We start from the raw sequence: 17082 nt of genomic DNA, 5'->3' as shown, positions 1-17082 counted from the left end.
ATCAATATGTTATTTTCTCAAAGATTATCTGAAATATCTTCAGGGGTGGCTAAACAACTCCTCAGTACATTCTATGTTTTATCTAAAATCAGATTTCTTAACCCAATGAATAATGCGGGTTAAAATCATTGATTTTGTTTGCTTGCTCAGACAGCAAAATTTCCAAAAAAATAACCCCATACTTTTTTTGCGCTAACATGGCGTTGCACTCTTCCGACGTTGCCATCCGGAAGTATTATCTTAGGGTTTGTCACCCGTTTTATATCGCCGGATCACAGATTCTACGATAACAGTTCGCTATTACAAATCCATAAAAGCAGGACTTGTGAGGATACTGATTTAACGGGTCTGCTTTTCATTCAACTCAGAGGGTAGGTATCCATAACACTTCTTGAAAGTAGCTGAAAATTTACTGGGGTTCAGGTATCCCAACATACCTGCAACGTAGGCTATCTTTAACTCAGGGTCTTTTGAAAGCATATCTTTGGCCGCTTCCATTTGTCTGTATTGGAAATACCTAAATAGCGAATGGCCATAAGCACTTTTAAAATCATTTTTGAGTTTTGTTGTGGAGATACCAATGTCATGGGCAAGATTTTCAATACCTGGGAAGCCCTTAAAAATGGCATCCGATAGTTTTTTCTCGGCTTTGAGGATCTTTCTTCTATTGGTATTTGTAAGGACATCATATTTTACATCGGAATCAGATGCGCTCGTTTTTTCAATAAAAGCAGACATTAATTCTAACGTCTGAATTTTTAATTTCAAGAGGTCTTTTACACCGTTTTTCCCTTTGTTCAAAATCGTTTTTAGAATGGGTTCTGATATGTGATTTACCCCATTGAAAAGTTTGGCTAAGTATATGCTTCCGCTATCCGACAACAACCATTTATCCAGTTTTTCACTTGTGAATATGCCATCATTCCCGGCGTTTCTGTCTAACCAGTCCTGAGAAAAATAAATGATGAAAAACAAACTTCTTGAACCAGTGAAATGGCAATTAATGGCTTTGTCTCCAGGTTTGTGTAGCATCCAGCTTTTATCAACATTGACAATATTATTAATCAAGGCAGAAGGAGCAAGCCGCCTTGTCTCATTCATATATAAGCTGAGTGTATAGTATTCTACAGGTAGGGACTTGTCGTAGATGAGGTTATAACTGATGTTCTTCTTACAGGTTATATCAGAGACCAAAATCCAGAGGCCATCTTCTAGTTCTTCATAATGACAATCTCCTTCCAGGAATGGATTTGAAGTTTTTATCAAGTTTTTCTCATGATCTACTTTTACAAAAGGCATCCGACTCACGCTCTCAATCATGGCCTTGGGGGAGTTCGCCAAATAAGGCAAAACATAAAAACCATCTTTGTAAGAGAATAAACTCTGCTTGACTTGTAAGATGAATTTTTGTACGCTTGAGGATAAGTACATAGCCAATTAATAAACATTACTGAATCATAATATTCATGTTTTTGGATGAAAGAGGCAATAATCAGGATAGAAATTCTATTCTCGTACTAAGTAATAGGTGTTACATCTTAGCACTCATCCAGCAACTCCGTCAAAACCGCGCATTCCACATGATAGGTTTTGGGAACATGTCTCCCAGTTAAATTTACATAATTAAGCATTTCAACTTTGACAGGTTTAGAAATTTCACCTATTCATGAAGTGAAGCGATTTTTGGAATGCGTAATACCTTGGTCGAAATCCAAATCGAAAAGGTGCCCATGTGAAATAAAAAGAGCCTCAAGACATTCGTTTGGATAATAACTAATTGATAATCAAAATTTTAAAAATGAGATTTGAGCCCGAACGGGCGCAATGGGCACAGAATTTTAAGTCCTGTTATAAATGAATTCATGTACTGTAAAATACTCATCCAAATGCATCCAGGATCAAAATTTATTATTAGCTAAACTCTCACAGGCTAACAACAAACTCCCGGAATTAGAAACTAATGACAATTAAAATCCATCGACCGGAAGTGTCAAAAATCAGAGTAAGAATGTTTCAAAACACGTCTTGCTCCTGCTGCGTGGGGGGAAGTTGCTTTGCCATTGGCCTCCAATAAAAATACCACTTCCACCAACCTCCCTTGGGCTGGCCAAATAGAATTAAGCAGATCCTCTCTCCAATATTTCTGATGACACCGTCTACTTACCTGTCGACCGGCAATCATTGATTTCTTCTTTAAGAGCCTAGCAGCTAACATGCCCATCTTTCTTGGTTGAAGATTAACTTTCTTCAGGACATAACGTGAGATATATGTAATGCTTTCTGCTGGTTGTGTAAGGGAATAATTGCAGCATGATTACATCTTTGCCTTGAAACAATACTTATTTGTTAAAGATAATTTTAAAAGTCCTTATCGTGATTATACTATTGGTGTGGGCGATAGGCTATTTTTTCTTTTGGGGTGAGCTATATGGCATAACTGTAATGGGATTGATAATTTTAGCCTTGGTCTTGGTTTTCGCTCGCTTTATAGTAGATGACCATTTTTTGTAAAGGAGGGTTTTTGTTATACAGGAACGGCATCAACTAACATGAAATATCTGTAACAATCCTTTTTACAGTGTAATACTCCCTGTTGTCATGACATTTATATTGGCTGGGAAGGTTTTTAATCACATAAGCTATGGCAAAGGAAAAGTCGTTCTAAAAGAGGACATTGATTTATGATAGAAGCAACTTATCTGTCAATCAACTGTGGAAGGTTGGTTTTTGTATGAAAGGCACAATAATCATTATCTTCATCTGACAAGTGCAAGGGCATGATTTCTTCCCAATCCATTTATTGTGGCCTGTGACAAATCCATTTATATCGAAATATTAAAAAATCAAAACGAGGATAAAAAGCGTGTAAGGAATGATGTAGATAAGGTAACCAAGCGTGAAATATTATTGATTGTATCTTCTATCAGAGACTTGTCGGATGAAGACGGTTGGGCTTTTCTTGGTGATGTTGGAAGCCTCTTGCAAAAAAAAGCAGCCAAATTTTGATTCCAGAAACGATGGTTTCGATAAACTTACTCCATTAATTAAGTCTATTGGTGAATTTGAAATAGAGCAAAGGGAAAGTGTGAAAAGTAAACACAAGTTAATCTATGTAAGAAATAGGAACGTCAAAAAATAATTGATATTACGATATAAAAGTAGTTTGACTGTGTGTAAAGCTTTTCTTGTTTTAAACTATTGTGATTCGACTAAAAAAAGAATTGGAGAAAAAGGGGTGAAAAGCTGAAGATGAATAGATTTTACAAACGTTGGAAAAACACCACCTTAACCGATCTTCATTAATCACAAGATTTTTAGCCTGTGAGGACCTAAGGCCGTGGATAAGTGAGTGTTTTCTTACAGACACTAATTAAACGTGAAGTCTCTTCGGTCAATAAGACGTAACTTTAGTAGGATTTAAGTCAAAATCCTATGAATGAATTAGCATCATAAATGTACCGATAAGAATGAGCACAAAGCTATTCATTAAATACATGGTCAGTTTGCGGTGCAAAATGATGGTGAAGGAAGAGTTAGAAAAGTTAGGCCTGAATCATGTTATTGTGGATTTAGGCACCGTGGAAATATTAGAGGATATAACAGAAGAGCAAAGACGCAGGCTTAAAGAAAACCTGATGAAATCAGGACTGGAACTTCTTGACAATAAAAAAAGCATTCTTATTGAGAAAATTAAGAATGTAATTATTGAAATGATCCATTATTCGGATGAACTGCCTAAAGTGAACTACTCTGACTATATCAGTGAAAAGCTGGGCTATGACTATACCTATCTGGCCAATATTTTTTCCGAAGTTAAGGGTATTACCATTCAGCAGTTTATCATCTTGCACAAGATTGAAAGAGTAAAAGAATTGTTGATATACGATGAGCTAAATCTTACTGAGATCTCCTATCGATTACACTACAGTAGCGTGGCACACTTATCAAATCAATTCAAAAAAATCACTGGGCTCACTCCTACATTCTATAAGCAATTGAAGAATAAGCGTAAGCGAAATCTGGAAGATTTATAACCGGCTAATAGCGGACCAATCTGGTCTTAAACCAATAGATCAGCCTTTTAAACCAATTTGCAGGATACCAGCGCTGCAATTTCGTATCGTGCAGATAAACAGGATTATTGGGATGAAATCTACAGACCACAAAATCATCTACGTTCAGCTCAATAGTAGCCAAACCTCCCTTCCTATTTCTGATTACCATGGGCAAACCCATGGAAGCAATGATTTTCTTGTTCATGGCACTTAAACTAATACCACCAAGTTACACTGAAAATAAACGAGGGACACCGAAACATGTGATACATGTAACACTGTCTAAGAAGGGTGTAATACAATGAATGACCGACCTGCACAATTTTGTGTATAAATTAAATTACTATGGCCAATCAAGACATAAACGAAATAAAGAACGTGTTTAAACAAGCTAAATGGAGAAACCTATTCATTTTCGGATTGATCCTGATCGTATTGTTTGCCTTTAAACCATGGGTTCAGGTGGGAGCAGGTCAGCGAGGAGTTGTTCAGAACTTCGGGGCTGTACAGCAGAAAGTGTTGAATGAAGGAATCCACTTCAAAATACCGGTGGCACAAACGGTGATCTTAATGGATGTTAAAATTCAAAAAGCGATGACTGATGCAGCATCCTCTTCCTCTGACTTACAGGATGTGGATCTATCCGTGGCACTTAATTATCACATCATTCCGGATAAGGCAAATTTAGTCTATCAAAGAATTGGAGTACAGTTTAAGGAGCGTATTATTGACCCTGCAATTCAGGAGGTTATGAAAGCAGTTTCAGCCAGGTATACTGCTGAGGAATTGATTACCAAAAGACCAGCGGTTAGCACCGAAATGCAAGAAGCACTTACATCGCGGTTACTGACATCAAACATTTCAGTGGATGCCTTTTCAATTATCTCTTTTAGCTTTTCTCAAACTTTTACTGACGCCATTGAAGCCAAACAGACCGCGGAACAAAATGCGCTAAAGGCAAAAAGGGACCTGGATAGGATAAAAGTAGAAGCCCAACAAACCATTGCCGCAGCAACTGCTGAAGCTGAAGCCCTACGGTTACAGAAAATGAATATTTCACCGGACCTTATTGAGCTAAGAAAGATAGAAGCAAACCTCAAAGCCATAGAAAAATGGAACGGAATCTTACCTCAGGTAACAGGTGCTGGCGCTGTCCCATTTATTGGTGTTGGAGATGCTATTAAAAATAAATGAGAAGAATACCATGGGATTTGAATATATGGTCTGCTATTATCTTGTTCATGGTAATACATATGATCGTAGGTGGCATTCGCGGTATATATAGGTATCAAATGATAAAAAAATATCAGTACGACTACTATGATAACCACCCCTTAAGGCTTATGGGTAGAATAAGGCACAACCTGTTTTATGGCACTTTCACCACCACAACATTTTATATTTCAGCTACCTTGACTGCTATGACAGTCTTTGCATTGTTGGCTTTCACGCAGTCTTAAAAACAGGTAATAGTGTGATATATGTAACGATGCCTCAACACGGTATAACGGAGTAGGGTCGTAGTAGACTTATTTTTGCTGAACAATAAATTGATTAATCCATCTGCATAACCGGCACTCAGACTCACCGATTAGACATCACGATTTCTGCCAGCTAAGAACCAGCGGATAAGGATCGAATAATACCCAAAGACAAAAAGAAAATGATAAAACCAACTGCCATTGTATATAGTGAAAACGAATTTGGAAAATTGGACGGTAAGGTGGCTAACGGGCTGGTCCGGCGATCAGACAAATATGAGATTGTTGGTGTAATTGACAGCACACTGGCTGGAAGTGATGCAGGCGAGTACCTTGACGGGATCAAAAACGGAATACCTGTATTCCGTGATATTTACGAAGCTATACATAAGCTGGCAACAATTCCGGGGTACTTCATCTATGGCATTGCACCATTAAAACCCCAGCTTAGCGCAAAGGAAAAGCAAGTCATTTATACGGCCATCAAGATGAGGATGAACGTAGTGAACGGTCTTCCTGAATTTTTGACAGAGGACAGGAAATGCATGGAAATGGCTTTAGCGTATGGCATTTCCATTTTAGATGTTCGCAAGCCACCAGCGAAAAAAGATCTTCATACCTATACAGGACAGATTAGGGACATTAAAACTCCAATCATTACAGTATCAGGTACCGATTGCGCTGTAGGCAAAAGAACCACTGCACTATGCCTGGTAGAAGCGCTTAGAAGAGAGGGGCTGAATGCAGTCTTTATCACAACGGGTCAAACAGGTTTGCTTCAGGGGTCCAAATATGGCATCGCTATAGATGTTTTGACTTCCGGCTTTGCAACAGGAGAAGTAGAAAATGCCATTCTGCAGGCACAAAAGGAAAGTCCGGACATCATAGTGGTTGAAGGGCAGGGGGCCTTGAGCCATCAGGCATTTACATCATCCAGCGCTATTATGAGAGGTGCCATGCCCAAGGCTATTATTCTTCAACATCCGCCCATGCGCACGCATCGCTGCGATTTCCCGAAAATACCTATGCCAACGCTGGAAAGTGAAATTGAATTGATAGAAGTCTTTTCCAGATCACCTGTTATAGCCCTTACACTTAACCACGAAAACATGACCGAAGACGAGGTAGAAAAGACTATACTTGGTTATGAGCAGAAGTTTGGACTTCCCACGACGGACGTCTTGAAAAAGGGATGTACCAAACTTATTGAAAAACTCTACGAAGTATTTCCTGAGTTGGTCAAACTTGAGACAGTATAATGTCAACGCCAAGATTAGAAATTAATCTTAAAAAAATCTCACATAACCTTAAAACACTTATTGCATTTTATGGAGCAAAAGATATATCTATTTCCGCTGTTACAAAAGTGGTTTGTGGAAATGTAGCCATTGCTCAGCTCCTTGTGGAAGGAGGAATAACCATCCTTGCTGACTCTAGAATCGACAACCTGAAAAAGATGTCTGCTGCAGGTCTACGGTGTCAGTTTCTGCTGTTAGGGCCACCAATGCTCAGTGAGACGGAGATGATTGTAAAACACGCAGATATCAGCCTGAATTCTGAGATCTTAGTCATTCGTAAACTTTCGGAATCTGCATTGGAGCAGGGGTCGATCCACAAGATAATCCTTATGGTAGAATATGGTGATCTAAGAGAAGGTATTATGCCCGATGATTTGGAAAATATCACAGATCAGGTACTCCAACTGAAGGGGATAGAGTTAATAGGGATTGGGACCAACCTGGCATGCTTTGGTGGTGTCCATCCTGATCAGGAGAAAATGGGACTATTGTCTGATTTGGCAACTGGGATTGAGAAAAAATTCAATGTCCACCTTCAATTGATCTCAGGAGGAAACTCTGCAAATTATCGATGGTTAACGAATATAAATGATAGCGGAAGGGTCAACAACCTTAGAATTGGAGAATCCATCTTTCTTGGATGTGAAACCCTGAAAAGGGAACGAATTCCCGGCCTGTTCACAGATGCATTTACCCTTGTTTCTGAAGTGACCGAGTTAAAATCCAAACCCTCCATGCCTTACGGTGAAATGGGGCAAAATGCGTTTGGTGAGATAACGGAGTTTGATGACAATGGTGTAGGTGCGAGAGCGATTCTTGGTATGGGCCGGCAAGATGTACTTTGTTCAGGATTGAGTCCTGAAATGAAAATAACCATTCTGGGAGGCAGCAGCGATCACATGATCATCAACCCTCGGCAGAGCGGCCTCAAAGTAGGTAGTGAGGTTAGGTTTAACCTTAATTATGCTGCATTGTTGTCAGCCATGACCTCTCCCTATGTAACTAAAGTAAATACCTGATAATAATGAATGCCCACGCATATACGCGGTCAGTAGAATTAAAAGATGTTTTACATAAACAATTGGAACCAGACTATCCGGTTATAGACAATGACTCGCCTTTAAGGAGTCTGAAGGATACTGGTTTTAAGTTAATTTATGAGCCGTCCATTATGAAAGACTATCAATATCTCATAAGGGAAGAAATAGTTGAAAAAATCGAGCGGATAAGTGAGAGGCTTAATGAGCAGGGTAAAACATTGGTCATACGCTCTGCCTGGCGTTCATTCAAGCATCAACGTTTGCTTTGGGAGCAAAACCTGAGCGCCATTCAAAAGAAATTTCCCAATAAATCAATAAACGAATTGAGTGAGATAGTATCTTATTTTATTGCACCATACAACAAATCAACGCACACTACCGGTGGGGCAATCGATGCTTTAATCATGGATAACAAAACACAGCGAATATTAGATTTTGGCACCAATAAAGGATTGAAAATTGAGCTAAATAAAAAGTGTTATCCTCACCATCCGGAAATTAGCAAAGAAGCCAAAGATAACAGAGCGTTGTTAATGGGCCTTTTTGAGCAAGAAGACTTCGTTTGTGATCTTAAGGAATACTGGCACTTTGACTATGGAAATGTTGGCTGGGCTATTGAAAAAGGAAAAGATCACGCTTTTTATGGCATTATTGAGGCTAATCAGTAATTGACAGAACCCACTCCATCGACCAAAAGCTTTAGAGTATTCCCCGGAACAGGGAAAAAATGTACTTCAGACTATATTGTTCAGAGATAAAAAACATGTGATACATGTAACATGCTGTACGCCCAGTGTAACACTTTCAGAAAGTGGTATCCTCACCTTTACTTTGTTGTAAAAATTCATTTGCAATGTTAAATATAAGGTTATGGAACACTCTAAAGATCAAAAGAGAATTACTGAAGAATTCAAAATGAGGGGTGATTGGAAAGACCAATCAAAACAATTGAAAAATAGATATATTCAACTTACGGACGAGGATTTAAAGTTTGAAGAAGGTAAAGAATACGAACTTCTTAAAAGAATTCAAACCCGACTAAATAAGAACAGGGTGGATGCAATAGGTGTAATTAGAAGTGTTCAGCCGGAAAAGATCTAATGATTGGTTTGAATGCTGAATGAGAGGAGGGGAGTAATCCCCTTTTTACAGTAGAATACATTAACCCAATAGCCACTGGCACATAGAAATCATAATAAGCCGCAAGCATGAAAACCTGATCTGGCATGGAAAATTTTAGATTGTACCATATTCAGGCGACCGTTCAAATAGACCCCATCCTTTCCATTTTAGTTGTACTTTCTGTAGGGATTATTCTAATCAGTTTTGTTTTCCGGTTATTGAAGCAGCCCTATGTTATAGCCTATATCCTGGCAGGTGTATTTATGGGCCCTCATGGGCTGAAGCTTGTTACAGATGAATTGCTCATTTCCAATCTTGGTTCATTTGGACTTGTGCTATTACTTTTTTTCATTGGTATGGAAATATCCCTTCCCAAGATTATTGCCAATTGGCGTGTTCCGGTTTTGGGCACATTCATTCAGGTAGTTTTGAGTGTGGGTGCCGTCTGGACTGTTGGCCTTATCTTCCACTGGCAGTTAAACCACATTATAGTGCTTGGGCTTGTGATAAGCCTGAGTAGCTCTGCCATTGTTATCAATTTTCTGCAAGATAAAGGACTAATAGCCTCTAGCATAGGTCAAAACATCATTGGGATTTTACTGGTACAAGATGTACTGGTTGTACCTATGTTGATATTGCTCAGCTATTTATCAGGAGCCACACTTTCTACCCTGGAGATAACGAAACAGATTATTGGGGGATTCTTGATTCTTGGTATTACGCTTTGGGTCTTAAAGAAAAAGGAAATACACCTTCCATTCGGCAAACAGATCAGAAAAGATCACGAGATACAGGTATTTATAGCATTTGCCTTCTGTTTTGGTTTTTCCTTGCTCACAGCCTTTTTTGGATTGTCTTCTGCCTTAGGAGCCTTTGTTGCAGGAATGATCGTATCTAAGGCCAGGGAGACTACCTGGGTACATAATAGTCTTCACGCGTTTCGGATCGTTTTTGTGGCGTTGTTTTTTGTTTCAGTGGGTATGTTGATTAACCTTAGTTTTTTGATGGATAATCTGGGGGTTATCTCCGTTATGGTTTTGCTGGCTTTTCTCACCAATAATTTCATCAATGCCATGATCGTACGCTTTTTGGGAGAAAGCTGGACAGACAGCTTATATACCGGTGCTATCCTGGCACAGATCGGAGAGTTTAGTTTTATCCTTGGAGCAACTGCCTACTTAGCAGGGCTTATTTCCGAGCATACCTATCAGTTAGTTATTTCTACCATTTCGGTTACACTCATCATCAGTCCGTTTTGGATTTTTATTGTCAGTAAGCTAACTCCTAAAATAAAGCGGAAGGATAATTTATAACCTAAAAGGCTAGACCTACCTCAGTTTGACCTGAGATTTATGTAACGATCTAAAAGTGTTTTGTAACGATTAAAGTAGAATGGCTGCGCAACTTTACAAAAAGAAAAAGGAATTAATATGTACACGATAAGAAAACAAATTACAATACTTGCCTCCATTTCAATGATGATTATTTTGGGAACAAGTTGTGCAAGAAGTCCGTCAGAAAAGTTAGAAGAATCCCAGACTGAATTAGCTGAAGCCAGTGAAGATTTAGTCAAAGCCAGGGAAGATTATTTGGTGGACATGAAAGCCTACAAAATAGAAATTGGCGAAAAAATTGCAACAAATGAAGAGAGGCTCAAAAAATTCAGAGGGGTAAGGGCTGATTACGAGCAAAAGATCAACGCGCTGGAAACGAAAAATTCGGCGATGAAAACTAAACTGGATGAAAATAAAGTAGAAGGAAAAGCACAATGGGATTCGTTCAAAGCAGAATTTAATCAGGACATGGACGAACTTGAAACCGCGCTTAAGGACCTTACTATTAAAAATAGCAAGGAGTAAGGGCTGCAACTACCGCGTACAATTTATTACTAATGGACAGGCTCAAAAGCCTGTCTTTTATTTATAACCTCTGTTTGCCAGAAAAACAGAAAAAGAAACCATCTGCGAGCCTGCCTGGAAAGCCTAGCCAGATAGGCTTTTTGAAGAGTTTTGGCAGTAGAAAAAGCGCGGCATTCCCCAATTCGAGGAGATTGCCTCGGCTTGCTTAAACCTCGCAAATCATACTTCTGTTTTTTTGATTAACTGAGGTTAAACCGAATTCAAGGTTATAGATGGATACACTGATGACACCAGCTATAGCAGTCAAAATAAAAATCTCAACGTGTGATATGTGTAAGGGATGAGTGCCAGGATGTAATGGTTTACGCATCCTACTGACTCAACTTTGACTACAATAAAATAAAAAGCAATTATGAAAACCATACACAATAAATGGATAGGAATAGCTCTTGTTATAGTAACATTCCTGGGGCCAAATCTATATGGTCAGGGGGTTCGGGCATCTTTATTTGATGAGGCGGATAAGTCCATGTTATTGGCAAAAAGTGCCCAGGCGGAGGTGCTCTCTCCCAGGACTTTTAACAAAGCTATGGATGAGTATAACGCTGCCAAAAAGGAATATGATGCGGGCGAAGAACTCTCCGAGATCCGGGAAAAAATCGCTAATGCTACTGACAAATTCCAGGAAGCAACTGAAAATACTAAAGTGAGTGCAGTGATGTTTTCCAGTGTATTGTCTGCCCGAAAAGATGCTATAAATGCGGAAGCTCACCTCTTTGTAAAAGAGATGTGGGTAAATGCGGAAGAGGAAATGAAGGAAGCCGCGGAAGAACTGGAGAAAGGTGATGCTGATGATGCCAAAGAAAAAGCAAATGAAGCTACGGCTTTGTATAGAAAAGCAGAGCTAGAATCTATAAAAGCCAACTATTTGACCAATGCAAAAAAACTTTTACAAAAAGCTGATGACAGCAAAGTCGACAAAGTTTCCCCTAAAACGATAGCGGAAGCAAAAGGTCTCGTAAAAGGAGCTGAAAAAGAACTGTTGGAAAACAGGTACGATACTGATGATGCCAGACATCTGGCCAAAGAAGCAGAATACAAGGCACTCCTTGCGATGCACATAGCAAAAGAAGAAAAATCGCTGGATGAGAGGGATTTTGAAACAGAGGATTACCTACTTATGAATTACCAAACCCTCACCAAAATAGGTGAAACGCTTGACATGAACCTTAAATTTGACCAGGGAACCGATAGGCCTGTTTCAGAGATCACCGCGAGGATTGAAAATGATCAGCTTCGCATAGCCAACCTGGAATCCTCCGTTTATAACGAACAGATCACAAACGGAAACCTTAAGGCCTTGCTGGGTGAGCAACAAAAGATCATCCAGACCATGGAAGGCAAGTTATCTGATGAAGCTTTAAAAGGACAAAAAAGACAGCAGGCCCTGCAAAGCCGGATTGATAGGATGGCAGAAGTAAGCTCAAAATTTGAAGAAGTTCAGCAAATATTTGACCAGGAAGAGGCGCTAGTATTTCGTCAAAAAAATGATGTTATAATCAGGATGGTAGGTGTCAATTTTGATGTAGGCAAATCCCAAATCAAACAGGAAGACTATGCTTTATTGACCAAAGTACAAGAAGCTATGAATCTGTTCAAAGATGCCTCTATTTCGATCGAAGGCCACACCGATTCTCAAGGAGGTGATGAAGCTAACCTGAAATTATCTAAAGAGCGCGCTGACGCTGTACTTACGTATTTAAATGCCAATACTACTATGGATAAGGCCAGGTTTAGCACGTCAGGTTTCGGGGAAAGTAAACCCATTGCCAATAATGAAACCGCTGCCGGCAGAAAGTTGAATCGTCATATTGATGTAGTAATTAAGCCTAAGCTGCCAGAACTTTTGACGCGTTTGCCTGCCACTAATTCAGGTGAATAATTCCTACCACAGGTAAAATAGGTCAAGATAAATAATATAAATACGAGCAGTTTACTAAATAAAAAATCATGTCAAAGGAAAAAGAGGGTAAAGCCAAATCAGGTAAAACAGCGCCTAGTAAAACACTTAAGGAGAAGCGGGCAGCCAAGGCCGCAAAACGTAAAGGAAAGAGAAGCGAGGACTAGAAGTAGATCATAAATTAAGTGGGAATTTTAGAACAAGAAAAGGGAAAAAGATTCATAATTGTAGAGATCATTGAGTATGTCCCTAATTCAGTGGTGATCAAAACGATCATTAAAAAAACTACTGGAAATGTGACGGTATCATCCTTTGATTCAGGTGAAGCCTTGACTGAAAAAGCTTCTCCTTTCGACAACTTTATAGAAGTGATCGATGGAAAGGCTGAGGTTGTCATCGATGGTGAGTCTCACCTGCTGGATAAAGGACAATCAATTATCATCCCGGCTCACTCCCGAAATATCCTTAAGGCCAATGTAAGGTTCAAAATGATCTCAACAGTAATCAAGAGTGGGTATGAAGAGGTCACAGTTTGAATCAGCTGTAATCTTACAAGAGAAATGGAAAAGATATTAAGGATTGGGTCGTTTTAAACCGAGACCGGTAATACCATGGGTGTGTCACTCAAACATAGGTATACCTAATTTTTTGATGAAGAAGAAAAAACGGAACCTGGTAAATGGAAAATGCGGCATTTAATAGATGGTGTAGCTACATAATCAGTTGATGTTAGGGCAGGTATTGAATAAATATCTGTCCGCCTTTTTAACAAGTGAGATACATGTAACATTCTCAGCCGAATCTGTAACGCAAGTTATTTAAAAAAGCAGGATCTTGATTGGGAATTAAGCCATAAATAGAGCCAAGTATGAGCAAACAATTTGTGCAAAATAAATACAACGCTGGCGATATCACCTACGCAAAAGCCAATCCCACCCTGAAGCTGGTCATCCGGCGGTACATAGATCAGGTTTATTACTGCAAGGTGCAGGATGATCCGGAAAGAAAAGAATTGGTATACTTTGAAAGAGAGCTGGTAGATAACCCGCTGCTAGAGGCAAAAAACAAAAAAAACCGTAATTGAAACAACTCACAATGGGTTACATAATGTCCGTGGGACAACCAAACAGTTTTCATTTTATGAACCTGCCTGAACCGAAGCTTCGTCAGGCACGGTAGCAAGCAAACGGTTAGTTCATTTTTCGAACACAAATACAGATTGTATGCATACGTCATGTGTTTTCTTGTAGGTATTACATAATCTTCCAATCCCCCAAATATGTGTGATATGTATAAGCCCTTAAGGATGGTTATGTAACACTCTATGATCACAATAGCCTCAACTTTGCAATAAGATGAAAGACAAACAAAAATGACTACTATTTCGAAAACGAGCCATACCATTTTCCATTTCATAGACAGAGTGAATACCAGGTCAAAACATTTAGGGAACCAGCTTCTGAACTATTTAGCTACTGAACCTCATGTGCCTAAAAACATTGCAAGCAGTTCACAGGATGATCTGTTTACTGAAAAAATAAAAGACGTGGATTCAGAAAAGCATATAGTTCAAAGAACAAAAATTAAGTTTGAAACAAGACGCCATTGGCAACCTATGAAATGGAAATAACAAGAAGTGGGAGAGAACAAAAAGTGATGCTTAAACATAGGTTTTCCAATTTATGCGATATGGATTTCGAGTTTAAAGAAGGGAAAAGAGAAAGCATGCTGGACAGGCTTTCTCTTAAACTCAGGATAAGCAGGAAAGAATTAAAATTGCTCTTTGCCGAACTACAGACCTATTGAACTTGCCTATACATAGTCGGGAAGATCTGGCGAGCAACGTGCAAAAGATTACACTATGAAAGACTTAAAATTTATAAAAACAGATCAGCTTGAATTTGCAAAGGTCTTGCGAATAAGAGTGGATGATTATTTCAAAAAAAACAATAAAAATAAATATGGTAACAGCCTGATGGTGATAAAAACCATTGTCATGCTGTCCATGTTCTTTGGCCCTCTTATTATTATCAGCACAGGAATAATTACTAACCCTCTGTTACTATTTGCTTTGTACATAACCAGCGGATTGGGTATGGCTGGAGTGGGCATGGGAGTCATGCATGACGCTATTCACGGTTCCTATTCGAAAAACCGTACTATCAATAAATACATGAGCTACACCATGAATCTTATTGGAGCTAATGCCAATGTTTGGAGGATACAGCATAATGTGCTCCACCATACCTATACCAATATTGACAAAGGGGACGATGACATTAATGCACCAATCTTTTTGCGCTTTTCTCCTAATGCCAGGCGATATTGGATCCATCGTTTTCAGTACATCTACATTTGGCTATTTTACGGACTTTCTACCCTATCATGGATTACTATGAAGGATTTTGTGAGGGCTAATCGCTACCGGAAAATGGGGTTCTTTAATAAGGGTGGTGAATTCAAAAAAGAACTTTTGAAAATTGCCGGTTGGAAGATACTTTATTATTCCTATGCATTGGCCTTACCATTAATTATGGTGCCGTTACCGGCCTGGATTATTATTCTGGCCTTTTTAAGCATGCATTTTGTAACCGGGATCTGTATAAGCATCGTTTTTCAAACCGCTCACATATTGCCAGATACGGCATTTCCCCAACCGGATAAAAATGGCCTTATCGCCAACGATTGGGCGGCCCATCAGCTGGCTACTACAAGTAACTACGCTCCCCGGAGCAGTCTTTTTTCCTGGCTTATTGGGGGTCTTAATTTTCAGGTTGAGCACCATTTGCTACCGAATATTTGCCACGTTCATTATAAAGCCTTGTCAGAAATAGTGGCAAAAACAGCTAAAGAATTCGACTTGCCATATACTGTCAAGAAAACCTTTGTTTCAGCTCTTTGGTGCCACATGAAGATGCTCCGTCAATTAGGACGGGGTTAGGGTTTATCCCGGAAGAGAGCCGTAATAGGCATTAAAGATCGAAGAATTACATTTAACGAACGGGTCTGGTATTTGGCATACCAGAAATATCCACTTGTTCTTATTTTATCTTGCAGGTGACAGAGTGCCAGATGCACTTCGTATGCAATGGAATCAGATCAGTGATAACCGCCTGGTATATAAAATGAGGAAAAACAATAAATTGGACTCTTTAAAGCTACCTTCTAAGGTGATCGAAATACTAAATCATTATTCAAAAGACAAAAGAGCAAAAGATGATTTTATATTCCCGAACTGAAAAAAGCTAAAATTGATGATGAAAAAGATGTCCACGCAAAAATCCGGATAGCAAATAAGAAGTTCAATTATTATTTAAAACAAATAGCCCGCCTTGCTAAAATTGATAAGAAGGGGACGATGCACATTTCCAGACAGCGCTTCGGTAATATTGCTGGAGATAAGGTATCTCCACAAATGCTGCAAAAGCTTTACCGATACAAGAGCCTAACCACAACAATAGGCCATCAAGATAATTTTGTCCATAAGCACACTGATGAAGCATTAAACGCAATGATCAATTTCTAATTTGTTAAAACTTTACCTCCAAAGCTCGATCGCTCAGCTGATCAAATGAGACAAAACGTTGAACACCTACTTCCAAGCCTGGCACTTAAAAAAATATGTTCAGAGATAACAGATAGGTACCATATTCATGTTTCATCAACTACCTATCATTGAATCTTTGGTATTTCGCCTTCACTTTATGTAAATTGAGTTGTACACTAAAGTCTACTTGAATGAAATTAGAAACAATTGTCCCAAACTTGATGGTTGAGGATGTTCGACAAACTATTAATTACTATCATGGAGTTTTGGGATTTGACACTGTAAGTGTTTTACCTGAGTCTGGTGACGAATTAGATTGGGCACGAGTAAAAAAGGGTAATGTTGAAATCATGTTCCAAAGTGAGGATAGCCTGAAAAAAGATATTCCAGAATTACGAGATGAAGAACCTGGTGGTGGACTTACACTATTTATTAAAATGACGGGTGTTAATGAGTATTATGACTACTTGTATACCTCTTCTGATGTGGTAGACCACATTAAAGACACCCATTATGGAATGAGGGAATTTACTATTCGGGATGTAAATGGTTACTACCTGACGTTTGCTGAGGAGATTAGTTAGAGTCTGTCTATAAAGTGAGTTTTTTGCGCATTCCTAAGGTCAAAATTTGAGAGTATGTTGCTGGCTGAGCCAATTTGTTGGGTGCCGTTTGCTAAAGCTTTTACTGATATTTCAAAAGTGCCATTCAACATTGATT

19 protein-coding genes are annotated in these 17082 nt (G+C 39.0%); 17 read left to right on the top strand and 2 right to left on the bottom strand.

The genetic code is table 11. From position 1 onward, the window contains the following. Positions 1–339: 339 nt before the first annotated feature. On the bottom strand, positions 340–1266 hold the full coding sequence (locus FNH22_RS30990) for an AraC family transcriptional regulator (protein ID WP_185154519.1): 927 nt from the start codon (positions 1264–1266) through the stop codon (positions 340–342). A gap of 1536 nt (positions 1267–2802) precedes the next feature. Between FNH22_RS30990 and FNH22_RS33020 the strand changes: the two genes are divergently transcribed. The 3 genes from FNH22_RS33020 (at position 2803) to FNH22_RS30980 (ending at position 4034) form a co-directional block, all read left to right on the top strand. Next, on the top strand, positions 2803–3006 hold the full coding sequence (locus FNH22_RS33020; RefSeq protein WP_370513210.1) for a hypothetical protein: 204 nt from the start codon (positions 2803–2805) through the stop codon (positions 3004–3006). Then, positions 2939–3139 (top strand): OST-HTH/LOTUS domain-containing protein, encoded by a 201-nt coding sequence (locus FNH22_RS33015; protein ID WP_370513209.1) that lies wholly within the window; start codon positions 2939–2941, stop codon positions 3137–3139. The genes FNH22_RS33020 and FNH22_RS33015 overlap by 68 nt, the downstream gene beginning before the upstream one ends. A gap of 328 nt (positions 3140–3467) precedes the next feature. Beyond that, on the top strand, positions 3468–4034 hold the full coding sequence (locus FNH22_RS30980) for an AraC family transcriptional regulator (protein WP_255518199.1): 567 nt from the start codon (positions 3468–3470) through the stop codon (positions 4032–4034). A gap of 4 nt (positions 4035–4038) precedes the next feature. Here FNH22_RS30980 and FNH22_RS30975 read toward each other — a convergent pair whose 3' ends face one another. After that, positions 4039–4260, bottom strand: a complete 222-nt coding sequence (locus FNH22_RS30975) for a hypothetical protein (protein WP_143402423.1) — start codon at positions 4258–4260, stop codon at positions 4039–4041. Between the two features lie 140 nt (positions 4261–4400). On the opposite strand from FNH22_RS30975, the gene FNH22_RS30970 reads away from it, so the two are divergent. The 14 genes from FNH22_RS30970 to FNH22_RS30900 all read left to right on the top strand — a co-directional run bounded on the left by FNH22_RS30970 (position 4401) and on the right by FNH22_RS30900 (position 16946). Continuing rightward, positions 4401–5249: a prohibitin family protein gene (locus tag FNH22_RS30970; protein WP_143402422.1), complete on the top strand. Its 849-nt coding sequence runs from the start codon at positions 4401–4403 to the stop codon at positions 5247–5249. Continuing rightward, positions 5246–5515 carry a hypothetical protein gene (locus FNH22_RS30965; RefSeq protein WP_143402421.1) on the top strand — a complete coding sequence of 90 codons (270 nt, stop codon included), beginning with the start codon at positions 5246–5248 and terminating at the stop codon, positions 5513–5515. Before FNH22_RS30970 ends, FNH22_RS30965 begins: the two co-directional genes overlap by 4 nt. Positions 5516–5718: 203 nt before the next feature. After that, complete coding sequence (locus FNH22_RS30960) at positions 5719–6795, top strand: DUF1611 domain-containing protein (protein WP_143402420.1); 1077 nt, start codon at positions 5719–5721, stop codon at positions 6793–6795. Then, a complete protein-coding gene (locus FNH22_RS30955) occupies positions 6795–7853 on the top strand; it encodes an alanine/ornithine racemase family PLP-dependent enzyme (protein WP_143402419.1) in 1059 nt (352 codons plus the stop codon). Before FNH22_RS30960 ends, FNH22_RS30955 begins: the two co-directional genes overlap by 1 nt. Positions 7854–7858: 5 nt before the next feature. After that, positions 7859–8542: a M15 family metallopeptidase gene (locus FNH22_RS30950; RefSeq protein ID WP_143402418.1), complete on the top strand. Its 684-nt coding sequence runs from the start codon at positions 7859–7861 to the stop codon at positions 8540–8542. A gap of 202 nt (positions 8543–8744) precedes the next feature. After that, the gene (locus FNH22_RS30945) at positions 8745–8975 is read left to right on the top strand and encodes a hypothetical protein (protein ID WP_143402417.1); all 231 of its coding nucleotides are present in this window, start codon (positions 8745–8747) and stop codon (positions 8973–8975) included. 125 nt (positions 8976–9100) lie between these two features. Next, positions 9101–10309 carry a cation:proton antiporter gene (locus FNH22_RS30940; RefSeq protein WP_143402416.1) on the top strand — a complete coding sequence of 403 codons (1209 nt, stop codon included), beginning with the start codon at positions 9101–9103 and terminating at the stop codon, positions 10307–10309. A gap of 117 nt (positions 10310–10426) precedes the next feature. Further along, a complete protein-coding gene (locus FNH22_RS30935) occupies positions 10427–10855 on the top strand; it encodes a hypothetical protein (protein WP_143402415.1) in 429 nt (142 codons plus the stop codon). 412 nt (positions 10856–11267) lie between these two features. After that, entirely contained in the window at positions 11268–12797 is a 1530-nt protein-coding gene (locus FNH22_RS30930) for an OmpA family protein (RefSeq protein ID WP_143402414.1), read from the top strand. Between the two features lie 203 nt (positions 12798–13000). Beyond that, on the top strand, positions 13001–13351 hold the full coding sequence (locus FNH22_RS30925; protein ID WP_143402413.1) for a cupin domain-containing protein: 351 nt from the start codon (positions 13001–13003) through the stop codon (positions 13349–13351). 332 nt (positions 13352–13683) lie between these two features. Beyond that, positions 13684–13899: a hypothetical protein gene (locus FNH22_RS30920; RefSeq protein WP_143402412.1), complete on the top strand. Its 216-nt coding sequence runs from the start codon at positions 13684–13686 to the stop codon at positions 13897–13899. Between the two features lie 536 nt (positions 13900–14435). Further along, a complete protein-coding gene (locus FNH22_RS30910) occupies positions 14436–14621 on the top strand; it encodes a hypothetical protein (RefSeq protein ID WP_143402410.1) in 186 nt (61 codons plus the stop codon). 55 nt (positions 14622–14676) lie between these two features. Further along, positions 14677–15756 (top strand): acyl-CoA desaturase, encoded by a 1080-nt coding sequence (locus tag FNH22_RS30905; RefSeq protein WP_185154518.1) that lies wholly within the window; start codon positions 14677–14679, stop codon positions 15754–15756. 797 nt (positions 15757–16553) lie between these two features. Further along, positions 16554–16946 carry a glyoxalase/bleomycin resistance/extradiol dioxygenase family protein gene (locus FNH22_RS30900; RefSeq protein WP_143402409.1) on the top strand — a complete coding sequence of 131 codons (393 nt, stop codon included), beginning with the start codon at positions 16554–16556 and terminating at the stop codon, positions 16944–16946. Positions 16947–17082: the final 136 nt, after the last annotated feature.

This window comes from Fulvivirga sp. M361 (assembly GCF_007097395.1).
Lineage (GTDB): Bacteria > Bacteroidota > Bacteroidia > Cytophagales > Cyclobacteriaceae > Fulvivirga.
Note: the sequence above shows the minus strand (reverse complement) of the source record. Positions and strands in the feature narration are given on the sequence as shown.

Coding starts and splice junctions, on each gene's coding strand:
- FNH22_RS33015 (WP_370513209.1), top strand. CDS start 2,939: ATGAAGACGGTTGGGCTTTTCTTGGTGATGTTGGAAGCCTCTTGCAAA.
- FNH22_RS30980 (WP_255518199.1), top strand. CDS start 3,468: ATGAGCACAAAGCTATTCATTAAATACATGGTCAGTTTGCGGTGCAAA.
- FNH22_RS30975 (WP_143402423.1), bottom strand. CDS start 4,260: ATGAACAAGAAAATCATTGCTTCCATGGGTTTGCCCATGGTAATCAGA.
- FNH22_RS30970 (WP_143402422.1), top strand. CDS start 4,401: ATGGCCAATCAAGACATAAACGAAATAAAGAACGTGTTTAAACAAGCT.
- FNH22_RS30965 (WP_143402421.1), top strand. CDS start 5,246: ATGAGAAGAATACCATGGGATTTGAATATATGGTCTGCTATTATCTTG.
- FNH22_RS30960 (WP_143402420.1), top strand. CDS start 5,719: ATGATAAAACCAACTGCCATTGTATATAGTGAAAACGAATTTGGAAAA.
- FNH22_RS30955 (WP_143402419.1), top strand. CDS start 6,795: ATGTCAACGCCAAGATTAGAAATTAATCTTAAAAAAATCTCACATAAC.
- FNH22_RS30950 (WP_143402418.1), top strand. CDS start 7,859: ATGAATGCCCACGCATATACGCGGTCAGTAGAATTAAAAGATGTTTTA.
- FNH22_RS30945 (WP_143402417.1), top strand. CDS start 8,745: ATGGAACACTCTAAAGATCAAAAGAGAATTACTGAAGAATTCAAAATG.
- FNH22_RS30940 (WP_143402416.1), top strand. CDS start 9,101: ATGGAAAATTTTAGATTGTACCATATTCAGGCGACCGTTCAAATAGAC.
- FNH22_RS30935 (WP_143402415.1), top strand. CDS start 10,427: ATGTACACGATAAGAAAACAAATTACAATACTTGCCTCCATTTCAATG.
- FNH22_RS30930 (WP_143402414.1), top strand. CDS start 11,268: ATGAAAACCATACACAATAAATGGATAGGAATAGCTCTTGTTATAGTA.
- FNH22_RS30920 (WP_143402412.1), top strand. CDS start 13,684: ATGAGCAAACAATTTGTGCAAAATAAATACAACGCTGGCGATATCACC.
- FNH22_RS30910 (WP_143402410.1), top strand. CDS start 14,436: ATGGAAATAACAAGAAGTGGGAGAGAACAAAAAGTGATGCTTAAACAT.
- FNH22_RS30905 (WP_185154518.1), top strand. CDS start 14,677: ATGAAAGACTTAAAATTTATAAAAACAGATCAGCTTGAATTTGCAAAG.
- FNH22_RS30900 (WP_143402409.1), top strand. CDS start 16,554: ATGAAATTAGAAACAATTGTCCCAAACTTGATGGTTGAGGATGTTCGA.